The following is a 12,125-nucleotide window of genomic DNA, read 5'->3' as shown; positions in this document are numbered from 1 at the left end:
AGGGTTCAGGATCGGATTCCCTCCCCGCCCGAAGGCGGGGATTCCCTCCGAAGAGGGGGATGGAACTGGACCGCCACGGCGCCGAACTCCTCTTCCAGGTCCTGAGCGAGCGCGAGGAGAAGAACAGCGTCGCCATCGCCTCCAACGAATCCTTCGGCGGGTGGACCAAGACGTTCACGGACCCCCGCCTCTGCGCGGCCATCGTCGACCTCCTGACCTTCAACGGCACCATCATCGAGACCGGCACCGACTCCTACCGCCCCGCCAGCACCCGGCGCGCGCGGAGGAACCCGTCAAGGCCAGCTGACATTAATGGCTCAGCCTCGGCGGCCACCGACCGCTCAGTTCGTCAAAGTGCCCTGGTGGAAGTACATGCGCCAGCCCACTTCCGTCAGACGCCACACGGAGCTCCGCCATGCTCGGCGCCCGTTGTGGTCAGCGAAGTACGTCAGATGAACGATGCCGGGAGCAAGCACTGCCCCTGACATCTCGCTGACCTTGACCGGAGCTTCGGGGACCACCGAACCGTCACTTGTCACCGTGAGAATCGACGTCGCGTCCCAGCGCCGCCCCGACGCTCCGATCTCGAGGAACTCCGGGTCCAGGAGCTCCGAGACCAGGGTCGGCGCAGCACGCACGTCAGGGTCGAGAAGCCGCATCTCCGCCTCAATGGCCGCTTGAACGTCCCGCTCACTCTCGTCTGCCATGCGCGAACCCTACGGACGTTCCTCGTCACGTCATAGTGAATAGTTCACGCAACGCGAGCAGTGACACCGGAAAATGACGTCGTTTCTCGTCAACATTTGTGGCGGGGTTGATCACCAACTGCCTCCGGAACCCGTGCATAAGTGCTGGCGCTGGACGTGAACGAAGCCAGTCGGCGCTGCGGCCACAGTCGGCTCATGTCACGGGATGGGCATGCTCAATTGGCCAACCAGGCGCTCAGTGGCCAACTGAAACAAACACAAAGTGTGCGACACGCGGGCGCACCAGGAAAGTAATGACAGCCACGTGAAGGAGATATCGATCGGCTGAACTTCGGGCCAGTGTCCAAGGCCCATCCCCGCGCTCGCATGCGTCGCGTACGCAGGCGATGAACCAGATAGGCCGCGCCACCAGCTCTCCTGCGGAGGCGGCACCACCGTGGTGGAGTCGGTTCAGACAGCTCCGCCGGTCTTGTCGAAGCCGGGCACGCCGTAATCCCAGCCGAAGATGGCGGCGGTCTCGTGGCGTTCACCGGCCTGAGCCGCGGCCCGGGAGAGCGGACCCCTACAGGCTTCGATCCGCTCGGCGAGCGGGACGGTGCTCTCCATGGCCTTGTCAGACACAGGCACGTTCGGCATGACGCAGAATTCCTTCCATCAGGTTGATCTTGCTGGTACGGCAGTACGTGGTCTCGGTACTGTCCAGGCAGCCGGTCTCGAAGTACTTGTTGGCCGCCTGGCCGCCGCGGCGGTAAGCGAAGTGATCGCAGTTCTTGCGGCAGCTGGTCACGCCCGCGAGGGCTTCGGCGACCCAGGGCACTTCGTGCGCGCGGGCCGCCAGGACGGCGAGCGGGGTGTCCAGGACAGAACCCGACGACCCTGCCCTCCGGCTCCTGTCCACCCCCGTACACGCCCTTCTTCTCGGCCAGGTTCACCCCCAGGCTGTCGCGGCCCAGCTCACAGGCGAACCGGTACAGAGCGGTGGCCGCCCCCGGAGCCACGTCGGCCACCACCGCGATCACGTTGAAATCGATCCCGGCCCGGCGCAGCATCCCGATCGCGCTCACGACCCGCTCCAGACTCGGGTGTCCCGCCCAGTCCGCCCGTGCGGCGTTCGCCTCACCCGGGCCGTCGACACTCACCGCCGCCCGGACCGGGACCGTTGAGAACACCTCGCACCACGCCTCGTCGATGAGCGTGGCGTTGGTCTGCACCGCATGCGTCACCGCGTGGCCGTCGCCCGGCCCGAACGGTGCCATCAGAGAACGGAAATACGCCGGGCCCATGGTAAGCGGCTCACCGCGGTGCCACACCACCGCTGCCGGGTGCTTCCCGGCCCATTCCCGGACCCCGGTCGCCACCGCCTGGGCGACCCCCACGCTCATGCGCCGCGACACCTTTCGGTCCGGTAGATAGCAGTAGGAGCAGTTGAGATTGCACAGCGTCGTCGGCTGTATCAGCACCACCGACGGTACCTCCGCCGGCCGTGCCTCGTCCGCCCGCACACCGCTCGCGTCAGCAGGCCCCGCCCCAAGAAGCTGTGGGTATCCGCCCAGCGGCGCGGTAAGGGCGGCACCGGCGTACGGAGCGAAGGCGGACACAGTTGTCGTGGGCGCGGTCTGGAGGCCGGACAGTCATCGGTAGCGGGCGGCGCCCCACCGGTTGGTGATCGCGGTGGCCCGTAGCAGGGTGAAGTTGCCGCGGACCATCCCGGCCGTCACCGACAGGACGACGAGCAGCATGTACGGGCTGGGGTCAGCGCGAGCACGGCCGTGGTGGGGCCGCCGAGAGCGATCGGCACGGTAGTGCGCGCCCGGATGGCAGTGTGGCGGGCGAGGGTGGCGTACAGGGTACGGCCGAGGGCCTGTCCGGCGACGGATGCCGGAGAGACGCCGGGCCAAGGGGCGTTGAAAGCAAGTGGGTGCGCGGGGGCGGTGACGACGGTTAGGACCAGAGCGAGCAGGATGTATGGTCTGCCGCCAGGACAGGTGGGCGGCGAGCGTGGTGATCACGGGGCAGGTTTGCCGGCACGAACCATGACGTAGCCCATTTTGTCCCGGCACAGACCGAGGATCAGCGGATAGGCCGAGTCCAGTTGCGTGGCGATGTCGGTGCCCAGGAGTTCCTCGACCTGCTGGCGACGTGCTGCGAAGATCTGGGGGATCAGGTCGTAGGTGGGTGTGAAATCGCCGGTCCTGTCACGTACGCGGTCGATGGTGAAGCCGGCCTGCCGGGCGAGGGCCGGGTAGTCGTCGAGAGAGCCGGGTAGGCGAGCGAGCGCGAAGCCTGCGCGGAACAGCGCCACGTCCTGGTCGGTGAACGGGACGTGTTCGAAGCAGTCCGCGAGGACGAGCCGGCCACCGGGGCGCAGGACGCGCCTGGCCTCGTGCAGAGCGCGGGGGCGGTTGGCGAAGTGCGCGAACGACTCGATCGCCCACACGGCGTCGAACGACGCGTCCTCGAACGGCAGGTTCATCGCGTCGGCCTGCAGGAACTCGGTGCGGTCGGCGACGCCGGCGCGGTCGGCGCGGGCACGGGCCTGCTCGACCTGGGCGCTGCTGGCGGTGATACCGACGACATGCCCGCCGGAGACGTCGGCCAGACGCACCGTGGGCCGTCCGGTGCCGCAGCCCACGTCCAGCGCCCGTTGCCCGGGCCCGAGGGTGAGCTCGTCGATCAGTTCGTCGGTCCACCGGTCCTGCGCCTCTGTCAACTCCTGCCACGCCTCGTCCGCCAACAGCGTCCGCCCGGGCTTCGGGCGCACCCCGTCGTCCCACATGCCCAGGTGCATGCTGTCGCCCATCGTCAGGCTGTACAGACCCCCCAAGAGATCGTACCACGCTCCGACCTCTTGCACGGAAGGCCCCTGATCCGCTACCTGTTCCATGACGTCCTCTCTGCGCGGACCGGTCCGGGCCGGTACGCCGCGCCCGGCTCCTTTCCGCCGTGCGTCCTTCAGCGTGCGGGGCCGGTGAACCTGTGGGGAAGGGCGCGTGGGGCGGAGCTCGGCGCACCGCGGTGCGCCCCCGCACCACAACGGCTAGGAACGCGGCCCGGTTCGCCGCCGCGATGTTGCGGCCAATGGTGACGGGCGCGGCCGATCCGGACGTGCGGGGTGATGATGGCGCCGGGTACCTGCCCCACGCGCGTCTGCGACCTTGCCACCGCTGGCGTGCAGTCCGGCCTCGGTCAGGCGAGTGACGATCCGAGCGACCGGTGAGGGGCGGTGCGAGGCCCAGGCCGCTGCGTGGGCACGCCGCTCTGCCAGAGCCCCGCGGCTGGGAGCGGCTGACGAGCATGCAGACACCAGGCGCATCACTCGTGACCTCACAGCACAGGCTCGTGCGGCATCTGTCCGGCCGTCTGGACCGCCCACGCAGCGATGCTTGGTCGGCTGGCTGGGGATCGGTTTCGGCGTGTAGGTGTACCAGGTCGTTCCTGGGCACCCCCAGCATCCTCAGGCACCCGCCGAGCGCCTCGCACGGCTCCAGGGGCGGCCCGGAGTCCTCGAACGGCCATACCCCCGATCGCCGAGATGACGACAACCCGAGTGCATCTGAGTGCCACTGCTTCACATGACACATACGTTTCACACGTGTGGCCATTGACGTGGAAGCAGCGAGACATATGTCGGCGGGTGTGTTGCCCCTGAATACTGTCGTCCACCGGAAGCACGAGGAGTGGCTGTCAAAGGTGAGGCGCCGCAGTGGACGCCAGGAGACGGTAAGGAGGCGGGCCGCTTTGCGTAGCCACCGCGACGCGCAGGGCGCCTCGGTGGCTGCGATTCAGCAGGTCGGAGAGGCCGAGGAGCGACACGAGCCGTTGATTGAGACCGGCGTAGCCGACGTCCGCCTCGAACTGCTCGAGAAGCGCGGTCTCTTCCCGTTCGGTTCTACAGGTCGAGAGCCAGGCACGAGTAGTACTTCCACGAGCCTTCGGGGTTGCACGAGCCGTTCTCCCCGCCGCTCTGCCCGGCCTCCGCCTCTTCGGTCATGTCATCGAAGCGGATGCGCTCGGTGAGCCTGCCGTAGCACGCGTGCCGCGCCGCCGTCGCAGCGGCCAGCGGCACACCGGCCGCGAGGACAGTCAGAAGTCGTTTCATGTTCCCCATCCAAGAAGTAGGTGTGCACCTGATGGTGCGACACATGTGCACGTCACATGGGCGAGTGGCAGGCTATATCACCGATTGAACAGGTGACGAAAGAAGGCGGGTCGCATCGAGGGACCGCATGGGCCGTACGCCCTCGATCCGCTCTCACTCTGGCCGCGCGCCACACACCGCAACAACAGTCAGTTGACGGTCCGCACCCACCAGCCCGGGCCGGGCTCCATAAAGGCCGTGTTAGGTCATTCGACGGTCCGCCGGCCCCAGTCGCACAGGCACTCGCGCACGAAGCGGCAAGCCCCCGACCGGGCTTGCCCCTCTTCGAGGGACGCATCACGCCTTGTCCGCTTCTCCGGTCCCGATTCCCCCGCTCTCCTCCCGTAGCCACCGGGAGTGGCACCGCTCCGCCCAGGACCGACCGACATACCCGGTGCGCATTCCCAGCCTCGCCTCCGGATCCTCGAACGCCTTGCGCATGCGTCCGAGGAGCACGAAGGTGACCGCCCAGGCCAGGAGGTCGTGGACGAAGATCGCACTGGTGCGGGAGATGAAGGGCAGCAGCCCCATGAACCGCATCAGCAGACCGGTGAACATCATCACCGGCACGGAGCCTGCGATCCACCCGGCGTAGAGCTTCTGACCCGCGTTGTGACCAGCGTCGGCCGCACTCCGGCCGCGGCTGGTCGGGCAAGCCCACACGTATGAACACTGTCGAGCCATCGTGACATCGTCACCTGTTCAATTGGTGACGATGTCGGCATGGGTGTCCTCGGGCTGTCAACAAGATGAGAGGGGTGACCGTGGAAGGCTCGGTTGTCGCCCGACACATGCCGATGCATACACATGTATGAGGCCCCGACTCCCAGCCGGGGCCGGGCAGGGAGCGACGCCTGCTACGCTGCGAGTGACCTGGACCGTTCAATCGAGGAGTCGCAGACGTGGTGGGTGAAGACGACATCTCCGGGTGAGATCCGGATTTGACCGGCCACCGGACGGTGCTCAAGGAGCACTGCCGGCGTGGCCCGTTCGTCGTACCCCTTTTTCCACACTGCCCAGGGCAGAGGTCTGTCTCTGCCCTCAATCCTTCGAGGTCGCCTCCATGTCCGATGCCGCCATCGTCTGCTCGAACCTCTCCTTCACCTGGCCTGACGACACCCCGGTCTTCAACGACCTGTCCTTCGCCGTGACCCCCGGCCGTACGGGCCTGGTCGCCCCCAACGGCTCCGGCAAGAGCACCCTGCTCAAGCTGATCGCCGGCGAAGTCAAGCCCGCCACCGGCTCGGTGTCGGTCAGTGGGACGCTGGGCTATCTCCCGCAGAGCCTCCCCCTGGCCGGCAACCTCACGGTCGCCGAGGTGCTCGGCGTCGCCGCGGTGATCCGCGCCCTGGACGCCGTCGAGTCCGGGGACGTGAGCGAGGAGCACTTCACCACCATCGGCGACGACTGGGACATCGAGGAGCGCACCCGCGCCCAGCTCGACCGTCTCGGCCTGGCCGACCTCGCCCTGGACCGCAGCCTGAGCACGCTCAGTGGCGGCCAGGTCGTCTCCCTCGGCCTCGCCGCCCAGTTGCTCAAGCGCCCCGATGTGCTGCTGCTCGACGAGCCGACCAACAACCTCGACCTGGAGGCCCGGCACAAGCTCTACGACGTGCTGTCGGACTTCAACGGCTGTCTGCTGCTGGTCAGCCACGACCGCGCGCTGCTCGACCGCATGGAGCGCATCGCCGAACTCGGCAGCGACGAACTGCGCTTGTACGGCGGCAACTTCACCGAGTACGAGGAAGCCGTGCGCGCCGAGCAGGAGGTCGCCGAGAAGAACATCCGCAACGCCGAGCAGGAGCTGAAGCGGGAGAAGCGGGAGATGCAGCAGGCCCGCGAACGCGCCGAGCGCCGCGCGAGCAATGCCGCCCGCAACCTCAAGAACGCCGGCCTGCCCCGCATCTTCGCCGGCAACATGAAGCGCGGCGCGCAGGAGTCCGCGGGCCGGGCCGGCCAGATGCACGCGGCCCGGGTCAGCGAGGCCAAGGCCCGGCTCGACGATGCCGGACGCGCGCTGCGCGAGGAACAGCGCATCACCCTGGAGCTGCCTGACACGCGGGTGCCCGCGGGGCGCAACCTCTTCCTCGGTGAGGGGATGCAGGTCCACCACGCCGGCAAGGACGTGTTCGCCGACGGCGGCATCGACCTGACCATCCGCGGCCCCGAGCGCATCGCGCTGACCGGGCCCAACGGCGCGGGCAAGACCACCCTGCTGCGTCTGGTCACCGGCGACCTCGCCCCGGACAGCGGGGAGATCAAACGCAACGACGGCCGGATCGCCTATCTCTCGCAGCGCCTGGACCTGCTGGACGTGGACCGCACCGTGGCGGAGAACTTCGCCGCGTTCGCCCCCGAGCGGCCCGAGGCGGAGCGGATGAACCTGCTCGCCCGCTTCCTCTTCCGGGGCGCGCGGGCGCACCTGCCGGTCGGGGTGCTCTCCGGCGGCGAGCGGCTGCGCGCCACCCTGGCCTGCGTGCTGTGCGCCGAACCGGCCCCCCATCTGCTCCTGCTCGACGAGCCGACCAACAACCTCGACCTGGTCAGCGCGGGCCAGCTGGAGAGCGCGCTCAACTCCTACCAGGGCGCCTTCATGGTGGTCAGCCACGACAAGCGGTTCCTAGCCGAGATCGGAGTGAACCGCTGGCTGCGGCTGGCCGACGGAGCGGTCAAGGAGACCGGAGCCCCCGCAGTGTGAGCCGGCGGCGTGTGAAGTGGCCCGCGTCCGAGGCCGTGCGCCCGGCGGGCCGACCACCGATCACGTTGGACGGATCCCTGTGTCCCAGCCCGCTCTGCTCGCCCATGACCTCGTCCGCAACCTCGGCGGCCGACGTGTCCTCGACGGCGTCTCCCTGACCGCCTCCCCCGGCCACCGCATCGGCCTGATCGGAGAGAATGGCGTCGGCAAGTCCACCCTGCTGCGGGTACTGGCCGGCGTGGACGAAACCGACGCGGGAAGCGTCTCGCGCCCCGGCGACCTCGGTTTCCTGCACCAGGAGATGCCCTTCGACGCCGACTCGACCATCGCCGCGGTGCTGGACGGGGCGCTGCGCGAGGCCCGTGACGACCTCGCGCAGCTCGAACGGCTCAGCGTGGAACTCGCCTGTGTCCCCGAGGACGCCCCTGGCCACCAGGAACTCCTCGACACCTACGGCAGGCGCCTTGAGCAGGCCCAGGACCGGGAGTCCTGGGACGCCGACCGCCGCGCGGCCCTGGTGCTGCACGGGCTGGGTCTCGGCGCGCTCGGGCACGACCGCACGCTCGGCTCGCTGTCCGGAGGGCAGCGCGGTCGGCTCGCCCTGGCCGCGTTGCTCGTCCGGCGGCCGTCGGCGCTGCTGCTGGACGAGCCGACCAACCATCTCGACGACGGCGCCGCCGCCTTCCTGGAGGAGCAGATCCGCAACCTGTCCGGAACCGTGGTGGCCGCCAGCCACGACCGGGCGTTCCTCGACGCCGTCTGCACCGACCTGGTCGACCTCGACCCGGCGGTGGACGGCCCGGTCCGCTACGGCGGCAACTACAGCGCCTACCTGAGCGAGAAGCGCGCCGAGCGGGAGCGCTGGGAACGTCGGTACGCCGAGGAGCAGGAGGAGTTGGAGGAACTGTGCCGCGCGGCGGGCGTGACCGCGCACCTGGTCGCGCCGGACCGCGGACGGCGCGACAACGAGAAGATGGGCTACGGCCACCGGGCGGGCCGGGTGCAGAACCAGATCTCCCGCCGGGTACGCAACGCCACACGGCGGCTGGAGGAGCTGGAGCGCTCCCAGGTCGCCGAGCCACCGCGCCCACTGCGGTTCGCGGCCGGGGCACTGGCCGCGCGGGCGGAGGAAGGCCCGCAGCCCCTGGTGTCCCTTCGGGACGTACGAGTGCCCGGTCGGCTCGCGCTGGACACTCTGGAGGTGTCGGCGACCGACCGGCTGCTGATCACTGGCGGCAACGGAGCAGGCAAGTCGACGCTGCTCGCCGTGCTCGCCGGACATCTCGCCGCCGAAGGCGAGGTGCGCAGACGGCGCCGCCTGACGGTGGGGCTGCTCGCCCAGGACACCGTCTTCGACAGGCCCGACCGCACGGTCCGTGACACCTACGAGCTGTCGCTGGGCCCGGCGCGGGCGGAGAAGGTGCCGCTGAGCTCGCTCGGTCTGATGCACGCGGCGGACTTGGACAAACCCGTCGGCCGACTGTCCGTCGGGCAGCGCCGACGGCTCGCGCTGGCCCTCCTGGTGGCCCGACCGCCCCAGCTGCTGCTTCTCGACGAGCCCACCAACCATCTCTCCCCGCGCCTGTGCGACGAGCTGGAGGCCGCCCTGGGGACCGGCTCCGGCGCGATCGTCCTCGCGAGCCACGATCGCTGGCTGCGTCGACGGTGGCAGGGCCGCGAGATCCGGCTGGCGCCAGGACGCGGACAGCGGGAGAACGCAGCGGCGGCCTGTTCCCAGCCCTGACCCAGGCATGTCACGCTGGGTGCCCTCCGGCCGCGAACCAGTCTTTCGCGTCATCATGCTTCACCAGGCAACGCTGCCCGCAGCTGTGACGATTCTTGAGCTCCATGACAGTCACCTGTCAAAATGGTGATGTGAACCTCGATCATGTTTTCGTATGCGGACACCCGGCCCTCGACTTCGCGGCCACCCTCCGTGCGCGGCGCTCGACCCGGTTCGAGATGTTCGTGACGCCGGAGCGGCTGAATGCCTGGTACCTCGAGTCCGGACTCGTGGACACGATCACGCCCGGCGATGAGGAAGACATCCGGGAGGCGACAACCGTGCGTCGCGAGGCCATCTACCGGCTCATCACCAACCGCCGCCTCGGCGAGGAGTTCGACCGCGAGGCACTCGCCGTGGTCAACGGCGCCGCGCGCCAGACGCCCGTGACACCGCAGCTCACCGTGGCCGGGCGGCACAATGAGGCGACCGCCGGACAAGCGCTGGCGACCGTCGCTCGACAGGCCGTCGAATTGCTCTGCGGCCCGGACGTCCCCCTGCTGAAGGAGTGCGGCAACCCGGAGTGCACGCGGGTCTACATCGACCGCTCCCGCGGCATGCGGCGCCAGTGGTGCGGTATGGAGTCCTGCGGCAACAAGATCAAGGCCGCCGCCTACCGTGCGCGGAAGAAGACCGCGCCCGCCATGACCGTATAACCCGCCTGGCCCGGGCTCGCCTGACAACGTCCTCCTCCGAGACGACGGGGAACAGCCCCCGCCTCACCCGCGGCCCCTCGACTGCGAGGCATCCGGCCAACAGGCCCCGGATCCGGAGGTGGCGAATGCCCCCTCCTTCATCGCTACCCCCAGCTCGCCGCCCCGGTGATCCGCTCGATCACGCTCTCAAGCTCATCGAGCGCGTCGGCCTCCTCGACCGATCGGTCAAGTCGGCGAACCGTTTCGGGAAACCTCGGACAGCGCATCCACGACGGTCGGTCATGCAGGAGGCCAGCGGCGAGATGGACGCGACAGTGCGCCACTCAATCCTCGGGACCATGCGGGCGCCGCGTGAGTGAGGAGTTCCAGGCCGCCTCAAGTTCCACGACGGCGCGCAGCTTGCGCAGGGCGTTGTACTGACGACTCTTGACGGTGCGGGCGGCACTCCGAGGATGCCGGCGGTTTCCTTGATGGTGCGGTCGCACAGGTATATGTGCACCAGCACAGCGCGGTGTTCGGGAGACAGCCGGCGCAGGAGCGGCCTGACCACGAGGGCGTCGTGCACCGGCGCGGTGCCGTCAGTGCCGGACACGGGGTCGTGGTGGCTGTCTCCGACGACTTCCCTTCGGGCGTGGGGCTTGCGCACCCAGTCGATGACCAGGTGGCGGGTCACGGTGAAGAGCCGGCCTCGGACGGATCCCTCCATTGTGAGCAGGCGGTCGATCTTTCGCCAGGCCCGGATGGTGGTCTCCTGGGCGATGTGCTCGGCGAGTCCGCGGTCACCCAGCATCTTCTCGGCGTACGAGACCAGACCGTCCCGGTGTTCCCACATGATGGTGGCGAGCAGATCGGATCGGGACATACCTGTGAGGGGCGTAGCCATAGCGTTCTGAACCATCCTGGTTCTCCGTCGTGGGGCGATCGGAGGCCGGATGCAACCCCGCCTTCGCACTGTAGGAAGCGGCGAGTGCCGGAAAACTGTTGCATTTGTGTCGCCGCGGTGCTGCGTCCATGTGTGACAAACACATGTGCGCGGACGCTGTCCGGGCCGAGCTGGAGAACCTTCTCTGAACAGGCAGTTTGCTGCTTCACGCTCCGCTCCCCGACGTGGCAGCACGCAAACATGTATGAAGGCGCGAGGCATATGTCACATGCGCCGAGCCGCCTTGACTCGCTGCGCAGCAAGGCACCTCGAGGGAAAAACATGCGTTAGTCGCGGGGCAATTGAGCGGAAGGTTCGACGAGGCCCAGTCACATGTGTGGCACGGTCTGCTTGCACATGATGCGCGCGTCGCGGTGACACCCATGTCTACCGGATCCAGCGCCTGTATGCAGAGGCACATTTGTGCTTATGGTGAAGAGTGCACATGTTCGACGACCCATCCGACGTCGACACTCGTCTGCACGGGACCCTCGGCGTGGGTACCATGCGCAACGTCATCCTTATCGAGGGAGTGAACGGTTGTGACCAGCCAATCAGCCGCCACGCTCCGATCGCGGTACGTGGAACAAGTCGCGTCGGATCTGGAGGAGAACCACAGGCGTCAGCAGGAGCTGACTGAGAAGATCGCGGTGCTGAAGCAGGAGGAGGCCCTTCTGGCGGACATCCTCAACCTCGCCGAGCGGTACGAAGGTTTCGCGGACGCCTCACGCCTGCCGGAGCAGGCACAGGACGAGCCCGCGGTCTCGAAAGCGAAGCGACGCAGCGAAACCGGAGCCACTACGCGGCGTTCGACGCCGAGCAAGACAACTCCTGCAGGGACCACGGCGAAGAGCGGTGCGAAGGGGAAGTCGCGCCAGCCTCTGCTCGGAGACCTCCTGATGGATCTGCTTGCCGGCCATGACGAACCGCGTCTGGCAAAGGAAATGCGGGACGAACTCCTGGAGAAGCACCCGAGGCGCAATCCGACACCGCAGGTGGTGCGGAACACCCTCGAGTCCCTGGTCGCCAAGGGACGCATCCAGCGTCGCAAGCAGCAGCGGTCGGTCATGTACACCGTCGTGAAGCCCGCCCGCGGACAGAGGGCAGCCTCGGCAGCCGACGCCGGCTAAGAGCCTGTCGGGTGGCTGATCATGCGTGATGCGTGACGGTCGTGATCTGCCTTCCGGGCATGGCGACGGCCCCGGAATGATCACGTGGTGT

At 68.3% G+C, this 12,125-nt stretch carries 10 protein-coding genes and 3 pseudogenes; 5 read left to right on the top strand and 8 right to left on the bottom strand.

Features of this window, described 5'->3' with window-relative positions:
- Nucleotides 1-275, top strand: a pseudogene (locus ABTZ94_RS31970) (ATP-binding protein); the annotation flags it as partial.
- A 66-nt stretch (nucleotides 276-341) separates the two neighbouring features.
- Here the strand turns inward: ABTZ94_RS31970 and ABTZ94_RS31965 are convergent.
- The 7 genes and pseudogenes from ABTZ94_RS31965 to ABTZ94_RS31930 all read right to left on the bottom strand — a co-directional run.
- Nucleotides 342-659: a nuclear transport factor 2 family protein gene (locus tag ABTZ94_RS31965; protein ID WP_351206033.1), complete on the bottom strand. Its 318-nt coding sequence runs from the start codon at nucleotides 657-659 to the stop codon at nucleotides 342-344.
- 498 nt (nucleotides 660-1,157) lie between these two features.
- Nucleotides 1,158-1,343 carry a hypothetical protein gene (locus ABTZ94_RS31960; protein WP_351206037.1) on the bottom strand — a complete coding sequence of 62 codons (186 nt, stop codon included), beginning with the start codon at nucleotides 1,341-1,343 and terminating at the stop codon, nucleotides 1,158-1,160.
- The gene (locus tag ABTZ94_RS31955) at nucleotides 1,321-1,605 is read right to left on the bottom strand and encodes a radical SAM protein (protein WP_351206035.1); all 285 of its coding nucleotides are present in this window, start codon (nucleotides 1,603-1,605) and stop codon (nucleotides 1,321-1,323) included. The genes ABTZ94_RS31960 and ABTZ94_RS31955 overlap by 23 nt, the downstream gene beginning before the upstream one ends.
- Before the next feature lie 175 nt (nucleotides 1,606-1,780).
- Nucleotides 1,781-2,101 (bottom strand): annotated as a pseudogene (locus ABTZ94_RS31950) (cyclophane-forming radical SAM peptide maturase AmcB); the annotation flags it as partial.
- Between the two features lie 611 nt (nucleotides 2,102-2,712).
- Entirely contained in the window at nucleotides 2,713-3,591 is an 879-nt protein-coding gene (locus ABTZ94_RS31940; protein ID WP_351206031.1) for a methyltransferase domain-containing protein, read from the bottom strand.
- Between the two features lie 1,005 nt (nucleotides 3,592-4,596).
- Nucleotides 4,597-4,806, bottom strand: a complete 210-nt coding sequence (locus ABTZ94_RS31935; protein ID WP_351206029.1) for a hypothetical protein — start codon at nucleotides 4,804-4,806, stop codon at nucleotides 4,597-4,599.
- A gap of 336 nt (nucleotides 4,807-5,142) precedes the next feature.
- A pseudogene (locus ABTZ94_RS31930) lies at nucleotides 5,143-5,463 on the bottom strand (cytochrome b/b6 domain-containing protein); the annotation flags it as partial.
- 445 nt (nucleotides 5,464-5,908) lie between these two features.
- On the opposite strand from ABTZ94_RS31930, the gene abc-f reads away from it, so the two are divergent.
- The 3 genes from abc-f to ABTZ94_RS31915 all read left to right on the top strand — a co-directional run bounded on the left by abc-f (nucleotide 5,909) and on the right by ABTZ94_RS31915 (nucleotide 9,982).
- Entirely contained in the window at nucleotides 5,909-7,543 is a 1,635-nt protein-coding gene (gene abc-f / locus ABTZ94_RS31925) for a ribosomal protection-like ABC-F family protein (protein ID WP_351206027.1), read from the top strand.
- A 79-nt stretch (nucleotides 7,544-7,622) separates the two neighbouring features.
- Nucleotides 7,623-9,287 (top strand): ABC-F family ATP-binding cassette domain-containing protein, encoded by a 1,665-nt coding sequence (locus ABTZ94_RS31920; RefSeq protein ID WP_351206025.1) that lies wholly within the window; start codon nucleotides 7,623-7,625, stop codon nucleotides 9,285-9,287.
- A 131-nt stretch (nucleotides 9,288-9,418) separates the two neighbouring features.
- Nucleotides 9,419-9,982 carry a CGNR zinc finger domain-containing protein gene (locus tag ABTZ94_RS31915; protein ID WP_351206023.1) on the top strand — a complete coding sequence of 188 codons (564 nt, stop codon included), beginning with the start codon at nucleotides 9,419-9,421 and terminating at the stop codon, nucleotides 9,980-9,982.
- 178 nt (nucleotides 9,983-10,160) lie between these two features.
- Here ABTZ94_RS31915 and ABTZ94_RS31910 read toward each other — a convergent pair whose 3' ends face one another.
- Nucleotides 10,161-10,844, bottom strand: a complete 684-nt coding sequence (locus tag ABTZ94_RS31910) for a sigma factor (protein WP_351206021.1) — start codon at nucleotides 10,842-10,844, stop codon at nucleotides 10,161-10,163.
- A 602-nt stretch (nucleotides 10,845-11,446) separates the two neighbouring features.
- Between ABTZ94_RS31910 and ABTZ94_RS31905 the strand changes: the two genes are divergently transcribed.
- On the top strand, nucleotides 11,447-12,034 hold the full coding sequence (locus ABTZ94_RS31905; protein WP_351206019.1) for a hypothetical protein: 588 nt from the start codon (nucleotides 11,447-11,449) through the stop codon (nucleotides 12,032-12,034).
- The last annotated feature ends 91 nt before the right edge of the window (nucleotides 12,035-12,125 follow it).

Source organism: Streptomyces sp. NPDC002785 (assembly GCF_040295565.1).
Taxonomy (GTDB): domain Bacteria; phylum Actinomycetota; class Actinomycetes; order Streptomycetales; family Streptomycetaceae; genus Streptomyces.
The sequence above is the reverse complement of the archived record's forward strand: the minus strand, read 5'-3'. Positions and strand labels throughout refer to the sequence as shown.